This window comes from Nitrospira sp. (assembly GCA_005116745.1).
Lineage (GTDB): Bacteria > Nitrospirota > Nitrospiria > Nitrospirales > Nitrospiraceae > Nitrospira_D.
This window is the reverse complement of record SWDS01000008.1, coordinates 14,481-31,714: the sequence shown is the minus strand read 5'-3', so window position 1 is coordinate 31,714 and position 17,234 is coordinate 14,481. Positions and strand designations below refer to the sequence as shown.

The window sequence follows — 17,234 nt, the reverse complement described above, 5'->3', positions numbered from 1 at the left end:
TTGGTTCCTATCTTGTCATGTTGGAGGGAGACCAGCCACGAGCCGGTCTCCCCTTGCTCTTAAAAGTATGACGCGGCGGATACGACAAAGGCACTGTCGTGGATACGCTGATTGCTGTTTGGGTTATATGCTTTTGGCATATATTGATAGCTCATCTTGATCACCGCATCTTGGATTGGGCGGTAGTTCAAGCCAAACGAAATCTGCTCCAGTTCGCCCCCATTCTCGCCTTTGTTGTCTAAGTTCAAGTTGACCCGGTCATAGCGAATCACGGCTGTGAATGAGGAGCCCTCACCGAACCGTTTTGGAGAGAGCTTGGTCAAGAACGACGGCATAAAGTGATAGTTGCCTTGAACATAAAATCCCTGCATCCGTTCAGGAGGCGTACCGAGGGCATTCAACGTGCCAAAACCAGTCAGCGGAAAGCCTGGCGTGAATCCTCCGAACGTACTGCCAGGAATCGCTCGTGCGTTGTGTCTGATATGGGCCCACGCGGCTTCACCGATGAGCTCGAACGGTCCTTTTTGAAGCGTCCAGTCCACCGCAACGATAGTTTGCGGGCTGTAGCTAGAGGGCGACTGGTTCCCGAAATATCCGGACCCACCGATCTCCACACCCAGGATTGGGCTAAACGCCACCCGTCCTGAAACCGCTTTCCCGTTATTAATGTCAAGCCCGTTTTCGGACAAGCATTTTCGTTGACGAGAGAACTGTGTGCCATTGGTCTCCGTGACACGAGGTTCGCCGGTAGGGGTGTAGCCGCAGGGACCGGTTGTTACGTAGACTTCATAATCGAGTTTCCCTGTGCGGCCAGGATAGAATGTGCCGAACAAGCCTGCTCCTGTTTCCGACATGGTCGTTGGAATAATCAGTCGGCTGACGATTGGACGATCAGTCAAGTCGTTCAATGGAGAATCGTGCAGTAGGTTAAACTTGCCGAGAGGGATCAGGACGATACCCCCTCGTACGTTGATCTTTTCATTGATCAGGTAGTCGAGGTGGGCGAATTCCATGCCGATCTCGTTGTCGCTCAGTCCTCTAATCCCATGCTCGATTTCGAGCTCAGACGAGAACTTCAGATGTTCAGTGATGTCCGCGTAGAAGAATGGAACGAATCGCTGTTGATCGAATCCATTGGTGGTGCCAGAACTGATATCGTCATAGCCCGTCTCAAGCACAGGTTTGCGGTGGGTTCGATATTGAATGTCGAAGTAGCCGCCCACGATGGCTTTGGGGAACGACAGGAACGGCTTGGCATATACCAGCCGACCCGATCCACTGGACCCGAACGACAAGGGTTGCTGCTGAGGCACGCGAGGTTCTTTCCCGAGATTGGAAATGGAACCAACTCCAGGCTCAGCAGTCGGTGCTGCCCTCTCAAGGCGTTCCGTCGCTCCTTCTCCCCCCTCTTGCTGTTGTAGACGTTTTTCTACCGCTTCATCGACCAACTTCTTAATTTCCTCTGAGGTCAAATTCTCTGCCCACACCGGGATTGCCGGTAGGCTGAGGATCATAAGAGCCCCGAGGAGTAACCGCATCTTCATCGGTATCCTCCCTCATGCATAATGTTATGGTCTGACTTGAAACTTAAAGATCTCTGGTCTTGGAGTGCACGAAAAGAGTGCACGAAAAACAGGTACAATTGAATGTTCTAGTATTTCGGTGGCTGTTCCTCCTCCTGTGGTTCGGACTACGAGATGGCGGTTCCTCAGCCTTCGCGTGAAGGAAGGGGGATCGCGACAAGGCGCGTACACCGTTTGCACTTCAGTGCTAGGTCTTGACCGCACATCGTAGCGATCAATTGCCCGCACTCACAGCGCGGTTCAACCTTCTGTGAGTTTTTGAACAAGGGGACGTTTGCACGCACCGTACCGGCCCAAAGAGACCTAGTCATAATGGCCCTATTATTGATGGCCCAATCGTCAGCATTAGGGCCATTGAGAGAAATTATTCTTGTCTCAGCTGGTATTCCATTGTCAAGGGATAAGCTTCAGCATCACCTACGTGTTTCCTGCAGAGGCGTGTCTTATAATCCCCATATGAAGGGCATGATCCATGTATTTCTTGAGGCCTGATGACGGTGATAGCCTTCGGTGTAGCAGGTTGTGCGACGGAACGGCTGCCTGTGGCGGATCCGTCTCAGACGACCGGCAACTTCCGTGTGGGGCGAGTCATCACCGTTCGAACAGGAGAGTGATCTTGGTGGTGAGGACGATGTGGCCATGAGGCCTTTTCGACGCTGCGCCGTTTCGCTATTGGTGGTGTGGCCTGTCATCATCTTGGTAGCTGGTTGCGTCGGCGTACAACCGTCAGCCTCACCCGTGGTCTCGAAGCGTACCCAGATGCACATGGGCACCCTAGTGGTCATCACGGCTGTCGCTTCCGACAAGAGTGTGGGTGATCGGGCGATGCAGGCGGCATTTGATGAGATCAAGCGACTCGAACAGTTACTGAGTACGTGGCGATCAGACAGCGAACTGTCACGGGTGAATCAAGCGGCCGGCCGTCAGCCTGTCCAGGTGAGTTCTGAGACGCTTGAGCTGGTCACTCGATCTCTGGAGCTAGGGCGCCTGACTATGGGTGGGTTCAATATTGCGCTCGGTCCTGCCATCGAAGCTTGGAGTGTAATCGAACGGCAGCGCATCCCTAATGAGAGGGAGTTGCAAGGATTGAAGCCTCTCGTCGATTGGACACGCATTCAAGTCAATCAAGAAGCGCGGACCATCTATCTACTGCAGCAGGGGATGCAGATTGATGTTGGTGGGATTGGGAAGGGATACGCAGCCGATCGGGCGGTGGAGGAGATGAAGCGGGCGGGAGCGAGAGGGGGCATCGTGGCCTTATCGGGAGATATCAAAACATTCGGCGTCCTGCCAGATCGAAACAGGTTTCCCGTCGGTATCAGGCACCCACGTGAGGAAGGGGCATTGATTGCTATGATCGACTTGAACGATGAAGCGATTTCAACGGCGGGTGATTACGAACGGTTTTTCGAACGAGATGGTGTCCGGTATCATCACATCTTGGATCCCCAGACATTGCAGCCGGCACGAGCGTGTCAGAGTGTCACGGTGATTGCCAAAGAAGGCACGACGGCTGACGGATTGGATACCGGGATTTTCGTGTTAGGACCAGAACAGGGAATGGCGTTAGTGGAGCGCTTGCCGGGGGTTGAAGCGATCATCATCGACCAGGAGGGCAAGATCACGGTCTCGTCCGGACTCCGTGGTCGGCTGCATGCGCCATGAGGTGCCGAGGGGGACTACCGCGCCGTCTTGAGATCGTAACTAATCGAAAACTTTACTGGCATTTTCTGCCGTTCCAGTGGGCGAGAGAGCGTGATCGGAGGGCCGCTTCTCACATCTTCCAAGGCAACTTGATCAAGCGTAGGATTGCCGGAGCTCTTCGCGATACGCACATCGCTCAAGAGTCCGTCTTCATGCAGCATCGCAGTCAGCGTCACTTTCCCCTGCACACCCTCCGTTCGTAGCGTTGCCGGGTATCGTTTGTTGAGATCTTCGATCCACCGTGCCATGAGCTCCGCCAGCCATCCGTAGTCGGCTTTAGTGGGCGTGAGTTGGTTGGGAGGTGCCGAAGACACAATCATCGGAGACGAAGAGTCGACCAGAGAATCCTTGGCCACCTGGGATTCAGGTAGAACGGTCGAACGCTCCTGTGCAGACATGACGAGGTCAGCGGATGGACCCGATAGTTCCTGCCGAGCAACTTGAGGTGATGGGACAGAAGGTACCGAATCAGGGGGGGCCTGCTCCTGATGCAGCTCCGGACTGATTGCAACGATGGGTACTGGTGCAGGTGGTGTTACCGGTCTCGTTGTTTCTTGAACCTGCTTCCTCGCTGGGGAAGCAGGTTGCTGAAGTGCCGGACTTGGCGGCGCCATTGCCTCGGACCTCGACGTAGCTCCCGGTAAGGATGAAAGGGGTGCGACCATCGCCACATCCCACTGGAAAGAGTTGGCCTGCGGTGCCAATTGCATGCGCTGGACAAAGAAGATCGCTGCCACGGCTAGGCCTCCGTGTAGTAGACAGGATATCAGCCAACTAGCCGCCAGAGGGCCAGTCTGACCGCCTGAGCGCGTCATGGATTTCCCCATCACAGGCGGATGACCTCCAGACTGACTTGCTGAAATCCTAAGCCGCGAATCTCGTCGACGAGGGACACAAATTTCTCGAGCAGCGTGACTTTGTCGGCTCGCACGACCACCGCCGATTCACGCGGCTGAGAGCTGAGAACAGCGGGAAGGCTTCCATCGGGGACCGGAGAGTCATTTAGGAATAGACTTCCATCAGCCGTCAAGGAAATCACGATGGGAACATCCTTCCGATCGCTCACCTCCTTGGCCTTGGCCAGGTTGACGGGAATTTGTCCCGTGCTGATGAAGGTGGCGGTCGTCAAGACAATGACGAGCAAGACCAACATCACGTCCACGAGCGGGATCACGTTGATCTGATCAATGTTCCGTTCCATGTTGTGTCCTATACTCAGTCAGGAGTTCGCTCACACGACGACGCAGCACGTTATTCATCACGACACAGGGTATCGCGACCAGAAGACCGATGGCGGTCGCTTTCAATGCCAAGCTCAAGCCGATCATGATGGTGCTCACGGCCATCGTCCCCGACGTTCCCATCGTATGGAATGTCAACATTATACCAAGGACGGTTCCCAGGAGGCCGATATATGGGGCGTTAGCAGCCACCGTACCAATAATCACCAGGCGTTGAGTCAGCGTGATTTCGAGCAGTTGCGCGTTTGAAAACTGAGAGAGGTTGATGCGTCGGTAAAAGAGCCAGCGTTCGATGGCGATCGCCACGGACCACACGCTCAGGGCCAGTAACAGGCCGACGACTCCGAAATCAATGATGTCTTTCAATGCGTCCATTGAGGCTCCTTACATGGGAGGCATGGGTAGAGTCCGGTGGGGTGGAAGCCGGAGTATCGATCCATCCATGCCAGATCGCTGAGCAGCTGTCAATTTGCACATACATGAGGCGGTCTCTATTTCTCTAGGAGTGAGGAGATGGTTCAGCAGGAAAGAGAACCGTGTGCGTGGCAGAGACACGGAGTTCGACGGCGGTCCCTTCCTGGTAGACGCAGGTTGAGCGTTCACTGCTGTGGATGATCTGCCCGGATGGGAGTTGGATCGTGTAGAGATTTTCAGACCCTCTGAACTGGCGAGCCACAACCCGAGGTTCGGCTGATTTATTGGGCATGAGCTGGATGTCGTCCGGGCGGATCATGACGACGACCGTGCTTCCCTCAGGACTGTTGAGCGTATCAGGGAACTCTCCCAGTTCGGTATGCACTCTGCCTTGTCGAATCTGTCCGGTGACAAAGTCGGCTTGGCCCACAAAATCGGCCACGAACCGCGTGGCGGGGAGATGATAAATCACCTCCGGGGAATCCATTTGCTCGAGTACGCCCTGATTTAGGACGGCGATGCGGTCAGCCATGGCGAAGGCTTCATCATGATCGTGGGTCACAAGAATGGTCGTAGTTTTCATTCGGCGTAACAAGGCATGGACTTCCTGCCGCATACGGCCAGCCATATCGGGGTCAAGGTTGCTGAACGGCTCATCGAGGAGGAGCAAGACAGGATTTTGCACCAGCGCTCGGGAGAGTGCTACTCGCTGCTGCTGTCCTCCCGACAACTCATGCGGATAGCGTCGGTCGAGCCCTTCGAGGCCGGTCAGTCGCAGCATTTCTTGAACCCGACATGTTCGTTCCGTCCGTGACAGATGATGAAGCCCGAAGGCAATGTTCTCGGCGACGCGCAGGTGTGGAAAGAGGGCGTACTCCTGAAAGACCATGCCGACACGGCGGTCCTCCGTCGGAATCGTTTCCAAGGACGAGGAGACCAACCGGCCCGATAAATAGATGTGTCCGGACCGAACTGGTTCAAAGCCGGCGATGGCTCGTAGGACGGTGGTCTTGCCACAGCCGGACGGTCCAAGCAAACAGAGGATTTCGCCTTCTCGCGCAGAAAATGAAATATCGCGGATTGCTGGCCTGCTGGGATCGTAGGCACAGGACACAGAACGGAGTTCCAAGATGGAAGAGGCCGGTGCAGTGAGGGTGACTTGCTCTTCGAGCCTGTCGGCATCCACGTGTGTCATGTGCAACGGTGTGTTCATAGCGATGTTATGCGGCCCGCCAATCACGGGATAGCAACAAGACGAGCGCCGGTAGGCCAACGAGCACGATCAATAGCGCGGACGGGGCTGCCAGTTGGTAATACTCTTCACTCGCTTCCAGCCAGACACGGATCGCTAAGGTGTCAAACCCCACCGGTCGCAACAACAACGTTGCGGGGAGCTCTTTCATGGTCTGCAAAAAGATCAAGACCCATGCCACGATGACCCCGTTTCGAATGAGGGGCAGCGTCACCCGACGCCAGGTCTCCCGAACGGTCAGACCCAGGGTGCGGGCGACTTCTTCGAGATTCGGCGTAATTTGTTGAATGGATGGTTCGAGCGACTGGAGCCCGGCTGGGAGATAATGCAGGACATAGGCGACGATCAACACGATGACCGTACCATAAAAGAATGGCAGAACCTTGAGAAAGAGGACCAATACCGCGAGTGCGGCGACCGGTCCTGGCAGGACATAGCCAGCGTACGCGGCTTGCAGACAGCCAGTATTGAGCCAGGTTGGTTGTCGGCTGGCGAGGTAGGCGAGAGGCAGCCCAACCACTACACCGGCCGTGGCGGCTAGGGTCGACAGCAGGGCGCTGTTCCAGACGAAGCTGAAGAAGCGGGCATCGAGAATCGCTAGGGCTTCAGGGGATAGGCTCCATGTCACCAGGAGAGAAACGGGGATTCCGAAGGCCAGGCCAATCACGGTGCTCAGGCATGTCGTCAGCGCTGCCGTGTGCACCCATTTGCACTGGATGCGTTGCGGCGCTCGAAAGCGCCCGCTGGTCTGGTAAAACCGGCTCTTTCGACGAAACCATCGTTCGGTCAACAAGAATAAAAGCGCCAGGATGACTAAGAGGATGCTCAGGATACTTGCGGCCTGGTTGTCGGACCGTCCGGTCATTTGCTGAAAGACGGCGTAGGTCAGTGTTTGGTAACGCAGCAGAGAGACGGCACCGAAGTCGGACACGACGTACAGGATGACAAGGGCGACGCCGGCGACGATCGATGGGCGGAGCAACGGAAGGGTGACGAACAGCATCCTTCGAAGTGGTGACGCGCCACATGTGCGGGCGACTTCTTCAAACGACACGTTAAAGCTGAGGAGCGCACTGCGTGTGAGCAAGTAGACGAAGGGGAACGTATCGAGTGCCATCACAAAGGTAACGCCCCAGAAACTTTGGGGTGAGAAGATCCTGGCTTGAGGTCCGGCGACCATCTGCCAGAGATGTTCTACCGGACCGCCGAACCCCAAGAGATAGTTGTACACATAGGCCAAGACGTAGGTCGGCATGGCGAGCGGCAGCACAAGACCGACTTCCCACAGCCGACGGCCAGGGAATTCGAATCGCGTCACCATCCAGGCAGTCGACACACCGAGCATGAGTGTGAGCAAGGCCACGGCGCCCGCCAAGGAAACCGTATTCCACAACAGTTCCGGGACCCGAGTGGTCCAGAGCCGATGCCATACCGAGAGATCGGCCGACAAGGCGAGGGTGATGACATAGCCGAGAGGCAACAGGATGAACGCTGCGCTGGCAAGGGCGGCAAGTTGGAGCGGAGAAACAGCTAATCGGCGTGCGGCAATCACAGGGTGCTCGCCGCGTTACCGCATTCCGACTTGTTCGATGAGCAGCAACGTGGGCTCTCGGAGTTCGGCGAGCTTGGTTAAGGGAACTAAGGCAGCCCGGAAGCTTTTCCGTTCGACCAGCGCTGGGTCGGCTTTTACCTCGGGATGGAGCGGATACTCTTTGTCGAGGTCCGCGAATATTTTCTGGCCGGCTTGTGCCACGAGAAATTCCACGAGCAATTTGGCGTTCTCCACGCGGGGCGTGTGTTTCAGGATGCCGATGCCCGCTACGTTCATGATGGCGCCCATGCCCCCCTCTTGTTGATCGGGCATCACAACCGCCAGCGGTGCAGCCGGTTGTGTGGCGAGATGCCGATAGACGTAATAGTGATTCACGATGCCCAGGGCGACCTGCCCCTTGGCGACGGCGTCAACGATCTGTGAGCTTTTTTGGTAGACCTGTGTGCCGGCGTTATCCCGAAGTCCTTCGAGGAATTTCTTGGTGTGATCGTCACCGAGACTCGCGCGAATGACCGACACCCCTGCCTGCAAATATTCGCTGCCGGCATTAGGAATGGCGATTTTGTCCTTCCACGTAGGATCCGACAGATCCACCAAGGACTTGATCTGATCGGGTTTCACCAGTGTCGTGTTGTACACAACAATCCAAAACCGGCCTGACAAGCCGATCCAGCTGTTGTCTGCCGCGCGAAATTGAGGAGGAATGGCCCGTTCAACTTCTCGCATGTTCAAGGGGCGGAAGAGTCCCGCAGTGCGTGCCAGTTCCAAGCTGCCGGCATCATTGGTGATGAAGAGATCGGCGGGGCTGCGGTCTCCTTCGGCCTTCATCCGGTTCACCAACTCTGTGGTACCGGATGAGAGTAACTCGATGTGAATCCCAGTCTTTGCCGTGAAGGCATCCAAGACTGGCTTGATCAATCGTTCAGCCCGTCCAGAATAGATGGTCAACGTGTCGGCAGCAGAGGTGATGGTCGGCATGACCAGCCAGAAGAGCATCAGACAACAGGCAGCTGAAATGCCTAAGGCCCTCCGTTGATGGGCAAGGGCTGTGATGCGAGAGGAACGTTGAAGGACCATGCGCATGATTGAACCTGCTATTTCAATGTGAAGTATTGGCTGGGTTGAAATTGATAAACCGTCTCAAGAAGGATAACAGAAATATCCCCAGAGGTCAACGTGTGATATCCCGCAACAAGCTGCGGGGCGCGTCATTGGCGGCAGCGGGAGCAGAGACCGTAGAGCTCAAGGCGGTGGGTTTGGATCGTAAAGCCGTTCCGTGAGGCCACCTCTTCCTGGAGGCGCTCGATGTCGCAGTTCTCGAACTCCACAATCTTTCCGCAGCCGGTGCAAATGAGGTGATCGTGGTGGCCCTTGTGCGAGATGTTGTCGTACTGCGTTTGAGTGCCGAAGTGGCGGGCTTGAGCCAGACCGGCTTCACAGAAGAGATTCAGCGTGCGGTAAATGGTTGCCAAGCCCAGGTGCGGATCCTTGCGGGCCAGTTGGTGGTACATCTCTTCGGCTGTAATATGCTCTTGCTTGAGGAACGCGTCGAGGATCAGTTCACGCTGGCGTGTGAACTTCAGCTGGTGCTTCCCCAGGTGTTCCTTCAGAGCTCCCATTTCTTTGGTATGTTTCGACATGGTGATGAGACTAACCTCCTAGAGCCGGGATTAAAGACGAAATCACGCGGCGGGTCAAGCGGGATTCTGCAAACTGATCTGAAAATCTCTCCGCCTTTGACGGGTGCGTTTCCGGCTGGTTATAGTGAACCCTTCACGCATAGAGCGAGGAGACTGTGAGAACGCCCAACCAGATTGCCGTCGACCGTGCCCTACTCTTGTACGTTCTGCAACTCGCTGAGCCACTTGGTCAGCTGAGCGATGTCAAACTGCAGCAGCTGTGTTTTCTGTGTGAGCTCCAAACCTTTGCCAAAGGTCTGAAAGCGTTCCATTTCGAATTCTTTCGCTTTGCGTATGGAGCGTTCAGCAAGGATCTCGACAATGACCTGACCTCCCTCCGCCGAAAAGGCCGGATCGAAAACTTCGCAGTATCGGATCAGGCAAAGGAGGACGCGATTCCCTTACTCCTGCGTGCCATCGAAGGGGAAGAGGCCAATGAAAAGGTCAAGGACATCATTGATGCCGTCGTCGCCGCCTATGGACCACAAGACAGCGGTACCATCACGAACTCCGTCGAGTTGGTTCAGTTGAGCACACCTCAGGACCCTGAGCTGAAGATTCCCATTCGCGATATTGTGTTCCACACTACGCTGCTCGTGCCGCATCGGATCGAGGTGCAGGCTGAATTTACGTTGCCTCCGGTCATCATCACACAGCTCAACACGGTACTGGGATATGACAGCCGACCGGTCTTCGATGCTCAGAGCTGGTAGATCTCGCCGTACTTCTTTTCCACGTAATTGAGAAAAGGTTCGGGACTCACTGTTGCCCCCGTCACGCGCTGGGCGAGGTGGGCCGGCGTGAACATGCGACCCCAGCGGTGAATCTTTTGTTCGAGCCACCGGCGCAAGCTTAACAATTGGCCTGCCGCAATCTCATGCTCCAGATTCGGAATCTCCAACTTGGCCTGCTCGAAAAATTGGACGGAGTAGAGGTTGCCTAAGGTATACGTGGGGAAATAGCCGAACGCCCCGAATGACCAGTGGACGTCCTGTAACACTCCGTCCGCGTCAGAGGGTGGAACGATACCCAAGTACTCCTCCATCTTCTGATTCCAGATGGCGGGTAAGTCTTCTGGCTGAATCTTGTCTTCCAGCAGATCCTGCTCGATTTCGAATCGCAGCATGATATGGAGATTGTAGGTCAGCTCATCGGCTTCCACGCGGATCAACGACGGTTTTACGCAATTGATTGCGGCATAGAACTGGTCGATCCCCACGCCGCGTAACTGGTCATGAAAGGTCTGTTGTAAAACCGGATAAAAGAAGCGCCAAAAAGGCTGCGAACGACCCACGCAGTTTTCCCACAGACGAGACTGACTCTCATGAATACCGAGAGAAACCGAATCACCCAACGGCGTCCCGAAATATCGTTGATCCAACCCTTGATCGTACAGCCCGTGCCCGCCTTCATGGATACAGCTGAAGAGGCAGGATTGCAGTTCATGTTCATGGACTCGGGTGGTGACGCGCACATCGGTTGGATGAAACGACGTGGTGAAGGGATGGGCTGACAGATCCAGACGGCCACGCTCAAAATCATAGCCCATCGCCGTCAAGACTAGCCGTCCGAACTCCAGTTGTCGAGCCTGGTCATACGAGTGGTGCAACACGCTATCGTCGATCTTCGCCCGGCTCTGTGCGATCTTTTTCAGCAACGGCACCAGCCGTGCCTTGAGTGCAGCAAACACCGGTTGGAGATTCGCAATGGTTGCGCCTGGTTCATAGACATCCAACAGGGCGTTATAGGGTGACTCCTGATAGCCGAGATACTGCGCTTCTTCACGCTTGAGCCGGAGCACCGTTCGAAGGTTCGGGAGGAACATGGAAAATTTGTTTTTCGTCCTGGCTTCAGCCCACACTTGTTGGGCAAGCGAACATTCTCGGCTCAGTGCCACCACGAAATCCGACGGCAGTTTCTTCGCATGGCTGAAATCCCGCCATGTTTCACGCAAGAGTGAGCGCGCCGGTTCGTCCCAGCTGTCTCCGGGTTGCTCGGCCGCCTGGCCCGTCGCCGGATCCACCCATTGTGACAAGAGCGTCTGCATGTCCGGCGAGACGAGCTTCTCATGGGCCACACCTTGGAGCACGGCGATCTGCTCAGCTCGAGCTTCTCCACCACCGACCGGCATGTAGGTTTCCTGGTCCCAGGAGAGGACTGAGGCGGCACTGTTGATGCGTTGAATTTCCAGCAGTCTGGTGGTGAGGGGTTCTAACGTGGCGAAGGTTTTCAATTCGGCCTCCAGGTCACTGTGCTAAGATTCGCGTCCGTGATTCGATCGTCGCAGTGTACGCAACGGGCGGCGCGTTTTTCAAATCATCCAAGGGAATTCTAATGAACAGGCTGGTTCCAGTCGAGATCGAAGCCTATGCCGAAGCGCATTCCATACCGGAGTCGTCAGTCTGTCGAGCGCTGCGCGAGGAGACCCAGCGGACCATGGAGTATCCCCAAATGCTGGTCGGCCCCCTGGAAGGGGCGTTTCTGAAAATGATGACCAAAGTGGTTGGGGCCAAGCGGGTACTCGAAATCGGGATGTTTACCGGCTATAGCGCCCTCTGCTTTGCTGACGCGCTACCAGAAGATGGAACGGTGATCACCTGTGAAATCAACGAGACGTCAGCGGCGGTGGCTCGACGGTATTTTGCGCAGGCACAATGCGGGAGCAAGGTCAGCATCCGAATGGGCCCGGCCCTCGACACCATGCGGACGCTCTCTGGCCCATTCGATCTCATCTTTATCGATGCGGATAAGATCAATTATCTCAATTACTATCGACGTGCGCTCGACCTGCTCGCACCGAATGGGGTGATCTTGATCGATAACGTACTATGGAGCGGCGAGGTGTTGAAACAGCCGCCGCCAGACGAATCAACGGCGGCTATTCAGGAACTCAACCGCACTGTAGCTGCAGACAGACGAGTGACTGCGGTGCTGGTGACGATCAGGGATGGGATTCTAGTCGTGAAGAAAACGTAGGATTCTACTCGCATGGGCCACCCGGTGCTTCCCGTGTCTTTCCAAGTGGCCTTAAGTGGGTGACATTCTTCCTGTCGCGCTGACTGAGCGATCGCTCAGTCATGATTCAGGGTAGATTAACCTTTTCGATAGATATGGTTTAGGCGTGGCACTCTCATGTACATACCAACCGTAATCTTCTTTCATCCTATGCGTTATGCGATGGTGGCATTCCGGTAGACAGATCTAGTCTATAGGGCCACTCTTCCCTACTGCAGTAATCCTTCGCCCGTCCCTGAGTGATGACACGATCCTCCACTTCCTGGGAAATGAGCAGAAGCTTCCTCAGTGTATTCCGCTTTCGCTGGAGCTGGTTGTGCGGCATGACGCGACGTATCGGCTAGATGGAATAAACTGGAGAATTTCCTGATTACTGCTTACTGATTGCGACTTGTTCTTATCTTGTCCTGTACGCTAGACTTCCACCTCGCAGCAAGCTTGTTTTTTCTTGGAGGATCCGTGATGACTCGCCGGTTGCTGTTTTACGCGCTCATAGTTATTAGCGTGTTGGTTTTACCGGCAGCAGGTCACGAACTTGGTGCCCCGCATTTGGAAGGAGAGGGGGGGCCACAAGACCCTAGTCAAGCCGAAGCGTTTTACCGGGAAGCGTGCGATGGTGGGTATGTGGGAGGCTGCTTCAGTCTCGGCGTGATGTATGAAAATGGGATCGGCGTTCCACAAGATGCCGAGCAAGCCCTCGCCTTCTATCGGAAGGCCTGTGATGGCGGAGATGGGCAAGGCTGCTTCACGCTCGGTGCGCGGTATGCGCAGGGGCACGGTGTTCCACAAGATGCGGAGCAAGCCCTCGCCTTCTATCGGAAAGCCTGTGATGCCAACTTTGCGCTCGGGTGCGCTGCTCCCGGCGCGCGGTATGCGGAAGGACATGGAGTACCACAAGACGATGTGCAAGCCGTTGCCTTCTACCAGAAAGCCTGTGATGGCGGTCATGGGCGAGCCTGCTTCAATCTCGGCGCGCGGTATGCGAAGGGGCACGGGGTTCCACAAGATGACAGGCAAGCCATCGCCCTTTTCCGGAAAGCCTGTGACGGGGGGGATGCGGGAGGTTGCTTCACGCTCGGCGCACGGTATGCGGAGGGACGCGGGGTTTCACAGGACGACCGGCGAGCCGGCGTCTTCTATCGGAAAGCCTGTGATAGCGGGCATGTGCGAGGCTGCTTCACACTCGGCGAGAGGTATGCGGCGGCGGCTGGGGTTCAGCAAGAGTCCAGGCAAGCGGCGGCGTTCTACCGGAAAGCCTGCGATGGCGGGCATGGGCGAGCCTGTAACAATCTTGGCGTGATGTATGCGGAGGGGCGCGGGGTCCCACAAGACGCCAGGCAAGCGGCGGTGTTCTACCGGAAAGCCTGTGATGGTGGGCATGGGCGAGCCTGCTTCACGCTCGGCGCGCGGTATGCGGAGGGGCGCGGAGTCCCGCCGGACGACGGGCAAGCTGTTGTCCTGTTCCGGAAAGCCTGTGACGGGGGGGATGCGGGAGGTTGCTTCACGCTCGGCGCGCGGTATGCGGAGGGGCGCGGAGTCCCACCAGACGACGGGCAAGCCGTTGTCCTATTCCGGAAAGCCTGTGATAGCGGGAATGTACAAGGCTGCTCCACGCTCGGCGGGATGTATGCGGAGGGGCGCGGGGTCCCAGCTGATGACAAGCAAGCGGTCGCCTTCAATCGGAAAGCCTGTGATGGCGGAGATGCGGCAGCCTGCTTCACGCTCGGCACAAGGTATGCGGAAGGACGCGGGGTTTCCCCAGACGCCGAGCAAGCCGTTGCCCTGTTCCGGAAAGCTTGTGACGGCGGGAACGTGCAAGGCTGCTCCAATCTCGGTGGGTTGTATGCGGAGGGGCGCGGGGTTCCACGGGAGGACCGGCAAGCCGTTGCCTTCTATCGGAAAGATTGTGACGGCGGGAACGTGCAAGGCTGCTTCAATCTCGGCAGGTTGTATGCGGAGGGGCGCGGGGTTCCACGAGACGACCGGCAAGCCGTCGCCCTGTTCCAGAAAGCCTGTGATGGTGGGAATGTACAAAGCTGCTCCACTCTCGGCGGGATGTATGCGGAGGGGCGCGGGGTTCCACGAGACGACCAGCAAGCCATCGCCCTTTTTCGGAAAGCCTGTGATGGCGGAGGTGCGGGAGGCTGCTTCACGCTTGGCGTGAGGTATGCGGAGGGGCGTGGGGTCCCACGAGACGACCAGCAAGCCATCGCCCTTTTTCGGAAAGCCTGTGATGGCGGAGATGCGGCAGGCTGCTTCACGCTCGGCACGAGGTATGTGGAGGGACGCGGGGTCCCACCAGACGACGAGCAAGCCGTTGTCCTGTTCCGGAAAGCCTGTGATGGCGGGAATGTACAAGGCTGCTCCACTCTCGGCGGGATGTATGCGGAAGGGCGCGGGGTCCCAGCTGATGACAAGCAAGCAGTCGACCTCTATCGGAAAGCCTGTGACGCCGACTTCGCACTCGGCTGCGTCGCGCTCGGCACGAGGTATGTGGAGGGGCGTGGGGTTCAATCAGACGTCGGGCAAGCCGTCACCCTGTTCCGGAAAGCTTGTGACGGGGGGGAGCCGCTCGGCTGCTCCACTCTCGGCGGGATGTATGCGGAGGGGCGCGGGGTCCCAGCTGATGATACGCAAGCGGTTGCCTTCTATCGGAAAGCCTGTGACGGCGGGGATGGGCAAGGCTGCTTCACGTTGGGCACGAGGTATGCGGAGGGGCGCGGGATTGCGCAAGACGACAGGCAAGCGGTCGTGTTCTATGGTAAAGCCTGTGATAGCGGGTATGCGAGAGGCTGCTCCAGTCTCGGCGGGATGTACGCGCTGAGGCGTGGGGTCCCAGCTGATGATACGCAAGCGGTCGCCTTCTATCGGCAAGGCTGTGATGGCAGGGATGGGCAAGGCTGCTTCATGCTCGGGGCGAGGTATGCTGAGGGGCGTGGGGTCCAAGCAGACGTCGGGCAAGCAGTTGCCTTCTATCGGAAAGCCTGTGACGCCGACTTCGCACTTGGCTGCGTCACGCTCGGCACGAGGTATATGGAGGGACGCGGGGTTCAATCAGACGCCGGGCAAGCGGTCACCCTATTCCGGAAAGCTTGTGACGGGGGGGAGCCGCTCGGCTGCTCCAATCTCGGCGGGATGTATGCGGAGGGGCGTGGGGTCCAAGCAGACGTTGGGCAAGCAGTTGCCTTCTATCGGAAAGCCTGTGATGGCGGGTATGTGGGAGGTTGCTCCAATCTCGGCGTGATGTATGAAAATGGGATCGGCGTCACCCCCGATGTCGGGCAAGCGGTTGCCCTTTTCCGGAAAGCTTGTGATGGCGGGCATGTGCGAGGCTGCGTCAATCTTGGCGGGATGTATGAAAATGGGATCGGGGTCTCTCCCAATATCGAACAAGCGGTCGCCCTTTTCCGGAAAGCCTGCGGTAGCGGGGATGGGCAAGGCTGTAACAATCTCGGCGTCATGTATAGCAAAGGGAAGGGGGTCAGACATGACAACGCTGAAGCCCTCAAGCTTTACAGGAAGGCGTGCGATCTCGAAACTAAAAAAGGCTGTGACAATTTCGAGCAGCTGAAGAGCCGCAGGCGATGAGCTTGGCCGTACCAAGCGATGTTTTAAACTCATGACAATCATCGCAAGGTTCTGAGGCACGACGTCAGCAGGTATCGACATCGCGTTCGCTCGATTTGCTGGCACCGAACGGTGTCATCTTAATCGATGATGTGCTCTGGATATGGCGAGCGATGGCGGCACTATCGACGAATGACCGAGTCGCTCAAGAGCGAAGGCTGGCAGTTTCTTCAGTTGGGTGGACCCTACGTCAATATGACGCATAGTCAGGCCTATCCGGATTTTGCCACACGAGTTGAGGAACTCAGCCGTGAAGAGGTTGATCGCTACATGACGCAGGTCGCGAAAGACAAAAAGGAAGAGGACCGGATCCCTTCCACAACGTGATGCGGCATGGTTGACTTGTCCAACTCACAAGGGAGAAGCTCAAGGCCTCATGGTTTCGAATGAGCCTGATAACCAGGGATGGCCAAGGCACGTCTTCCTCTTCAGTGGGCACATGATCGATGCACCGACGAGGCCGAAGCCGCGGTTCCCCGCCACCAAAGAACCGGCCGCTGCACGAAAAATTGCGGAGGCATTAGAGCAACTCAGTGCCGGCCCGGAGGATCTTGCCCTCACCCAAGGGGCTTGTGGAGGCGATCTGCTCTTCACTGATGCCTGTCAGCAGCGAGGGGTGAAGGTGCAATGGCTGCAACCGTTTGATGAGTCTGAATTCATTCAGAAGTCGGTTGTGTGTCACAGTGAAACCTGGCGCGCGCGGTATCTCGCGGCCAAAGCGAAGCTCACCACTGAGATTCGCTCCGCTCCACAAGATCTTGGCCCGCTGCCCACAGGGAACGATCCCTATGAGCGATGCAACCTCTGGCTCTTCGAGACCGCTCTTTCTTATGGAGCTGATAAGCTGCAATTCGTCTGTCTCTGGGACGGTGGCGGTGGCGACGGACCGGGTGGGACTGCACATATGTATCAAGAAGTGAAGCGCCGGACCGGCCAGGTGATCTGGATCGACACCAGAACTCTCTAAGCGGAGGGAATCAGCAGCCTGTACCTGTTTCGATACAGCACTGTATCGGTTTAGATTCACCGGCAGTCACGTACCATACCCACAGAATCCTTCGCTGCCTTACTGTAGCTATTCGAAAACATTCAAATCCTGTATTCTTTCGCGCGTAGTCCAACCTAGGGTTGAGATCGTGCGATACCCGCTTCGTCATTCGGATTGGC

At 56.6% G+C, this 17,234-nt stretch carries 16 protein-coding genes; 6 read left to right on the top strand and 10 right to left on the bottom strand.

The features are described 5' to 3' along the window. Positions 1-59: 59 nt before the first annotated feature. Together E8D52_12050 and E8D52_12045 are read right to left on the bottom strand one after the other, a co-directional pair. Positions 60-1,544, bottom strand: coding sequence for a hypothetical protein (locus E8D52_12050; GenBank protein ID TKB67313.1), 1,485 nt, complete (start codon positions 1,542-1,544; stop codon positions 60-62). A gap of 164 nt (positions 1,545-1,708) precedes the next feature. Continuing rightward, a complete protein-coding gene (locus tag E8D52_12045; protein ID TKB67312.1) occupies positions 1,709-1,894 on the bottom strand; it encodes a hypothetical protein in 186 nt (61 codons plus the stop codon). A 328-nt stretch (positions 1,895-2,222) separates the two neighbouring features. Here E8D52_12045 and E8D52_12040 point away from each other — a divergent pair, with 328 nt between their 5' ends. Further along, the gene (locus tag E8D52_12040; GenBank protein TKB67311.1) at positions 2,223-3,248 is read left to right on the top strand and encodes an FAD:protein FMN transferase; all 1,026 of its coding nucleotides are present in this window, start codon (positions 2,223-2,225) and stop codon (positions 3,246-3,248) included. A 14-nt stretch (positions 3,249-3,262) separates the two neighbouring features. Here the strand turns inward: E8D52_12040 and E8D52_12035 are convergent, their stop codons facing one another. From E8D52_12035 to E8D52_12005, 7 genes are all read right to left on the bottom strand, one after another. Continuing rightward, positions 3,263-4,117 carry an energy transducer TonB gene (locus E8D52_12035; GenBank protein ID TKB67310.1) on the bottom strand — a complete coding sequence of 285 codons (855 nt, stop codon included), beginning with the start codon at positions 4,115-4,117 and terminating at the stop codon, positions 3,263-3,265. Beyond that, a complete protein-coding gene (locus tag E8D52_12030; protein ID TKB67309.1) occupies positions 4,114-4,488 on the bottom strand; it encodes a biopolymer transporter ExbD in 375 nt (124 codons plus the stop codon). The genes E8D52_12035 and E8D52_12030 overlap by 4 nt, the downstream gene beginning before the upstream one ends. Next, the gene (gene exbB / locus E8D52_12025) at positions 4,472-4,903 is read right to left on the bottom strand and encodes a TonB-system energizer ExbB (GenBank protein TKB67308.1); all 432 of its coding nucleotides are present in this window, start codon (positions 4,901-4,903) and stop codon (positions 4,472-4,474) included. The genes E8D52_12030 and exbB overlap by 17 nt, the downstream gene beginning before the upstream one ends. Before the next feature lie 124 nt (positions 4,904-5,027). Next, on the bottom strand, positions 5,028-6,137 hold the full coding sequence (locus tag E8D52_12020) for an ABC transporter ATP-binding protein (GenBank protein TKB67529.1): 1,110 nt from the start codon (positions 6,135-6,137) through the stop codon (positions 5,028-5,030). A gap of 25 nt (positions 6,138-6,162) precedes the next feature. Continuing rightward, the gene (locus E8D52_12015) at positions 6,163-7,746 is read right to left on the bottom strand and encodes an iron ABC transporter permease (protein ID TKB67307.1); all 1,584 of its coding nucleotides are present in this window, start codon (positions 7,744-7,746) and stop codon (positions 6,163-6,165) included. 15 nt (positions 7,747-7,761) lie between these two features. Continuing rightward, positions 7,762-8,742, bottom strand: coding sequence for an extracellular solute-binding protein (locus tag E8D52_12010; GenBank protein ID TKB67528.1), 981 nt, complete (start codon positions 8,740-8,742; stop codon positions 7,762-7,764). A gap of 212 nt (positions 8,743-8,954) precedes the next feature. Beyond that, the gene (locus E8D52_12005; GenBank protein ID TKB67306.1) at positions 8,955-9,386 is read right to left on the bottom strand and encodes a transcriptional repressor; all 432 of its coding nucleotides are present in this window, start codon (positions 9,384-9,386) and stop codon (positions 8,955-8,957) included. Between the two features lie 155 nt (positions 9,387-9,541). Here E8D52_12005 and E8D52_12000 point away from each other — a divergent pair, with 155 nt between their 5' ends. Further along, positions 9,542-10,138 carry a hypothetical protein gene (locus E8D52_12000; GenBank protein ID TKB67305.1) on the top strand — a complete coding sequence of 199 codons (597 nt, stop codon included), beginning with the start codon at positions 9,542-9,544 and terminating at the stop codon, positions 10,136-10,138. On the opposite strand, the gene E8D52_11995 is transcribed toward E8D52_12000, so the two are convergent. Beyond that, complete coding sequence (locus tag E8D52_11995) at positions 10,126-11,658, bottom strand: carboxypeptidase M32 (GenBank protein TKB67304.1); 1,533 nt, start codon at positions 11,656-11,658, stop codon at positions 10,126-10,128. The genes E8D52_12000 and E8D52_11995 overlap by 13 nt on opposite strands. A gap of 101 nt (positions 11,659-11,759) precedes the next feature. Here E8D52_11995 and E8D52_11990 point away from each other — a divergent pair, with 101 nt between their 5' ends. The 4 genes from E8D52_11990 to E8D52_11975 all read left to right on the top strand — a co-directional run bounded on the left by E8D52_11990 (position 11,760) and on the right by E8D52_11975 (position 17,034). Continuing rightward, entirely contained in the window at positions 11,760-12,401 is a 642-nt protein-coding gene (locus tag E8D52_11990; protein TKB67303.1) for a methyltransferase, read from the top strand. A gap of 501 nt (positions 12,402-12,902) precedes the next feature. After that, positions 12,903-16,028: a cobalamin biosynthesis protein CobT gene (locus E8D52_11985; protein ID TKB67302.1), complete on the top strand. Its 3,126-nt coding sequence runs from the start codon at positions 12,903-12,905 to the stop codon at positions 16,026-16,028. A 126-nt stretch (positions 16,029-16,154) separates the two neighbouring features. Further along, the gene (locus E8D52_11980) at positions 16,155-16,394 is read left to right on the top strand and encodes a DUF4231 domain-containing protein (protein ID TKB67301.1); all 240 of its coding nucleotides are present in this window, start codon (positions 16,155-16,157) and stop codon (positions 16,392-16,394) included. Positions 16,395-16,506: 112 nt separating this feature from the next. Then, positions 16,507-17,034, top strand: a complete 528-nt coding sequence (locus tag E8D52_11975) for a hypothetical protein (protein ID TKB67300.1) — start codon at positions 16,507-16,509, stop codon at positions 17,032-17,034. Positions 17,035-17,234 lie beyond the last annotated feature (200 nt).

Coding starts and splice junctions, on each gene's coding strand:
- E8D52_11985 (TKB67302.1), top strand. CDS start 12,903: ATGACTCGCCGGTTGCTGTTTTACGCGCTCATAGTTATTAGCGTGTTG.
- E8D52_12040 (TKB67311.1), top strand. CDS start 2,223: ATGAGGCCTTTTCGACGCTGCGCCGTTTCGCTATTGGTGGTGTGGCCT.
- E8D52_11990 (TKB67303.1), top strand. CDS start 11,760: ATGAACAGGCTGGTTCCAGTCGAGATCGAAGCCTATGCCGAAGCGCAT.
- E8D52_12030 (TKB67309.1), bottom strand. CDS start 4,488: ATGGAACGGAACATTGATCAGATCAACGTGATCCCGCTCGTGGACGTG.
- E8D52_12020 (TKB67529.1), bottom strand. CDS start 6,137: ATGACACACGTGGATGCCGACAGGCTCGAAGAGCAAGTCACCCTCACT.
- E8D52_11980 (TKB67301.1), top strand. CDS start 16,155: ATGATGTGCTCTGGATATGGCGAGCGATGGCGGCACTATCGACGAATG.
- E8D52_12045 (TKB67312.1), bottom strand. CDS start 1,894: ATGACTAGGTCTCTTTGGGCCGGTACGGTGCGTGCAAACGTCCCCTTG.
- E8D52_11975 (TKB67300.1), top strand. CDS start 16,507: ATGATCGATGCACCGACGAGGCCGAAGCCGCGGTTCCCCGCCACCAAA.
- E8D52_12005 (TKB67306.1), bottom strand. CDS start 9,386: ATGTCGAAACATACCAAAGAAATGGGAGCTCTGAAGGAACACCTGGGG.
- E8D52_12050 (TKB67313.1), bottom strand. CDS start 1,544: ATGAAGATGCGGTTACTCCTCGGGGCTCTTATGATCCTCAGCCTACCG.
- E8D52_12010 (TKB67528.1), bottom strand. CDS start 8,742: ATGCTCTTCTGGCTGGTCATGCCGACCATCACCTCTGCTGCCGACACG.
- exbB (TKB67308.1), bottom strand. CDS start 4,903: ATGGACGCATTGAAAGACATCATTGATTTCGGAGTCGTCGGCCTGTTA.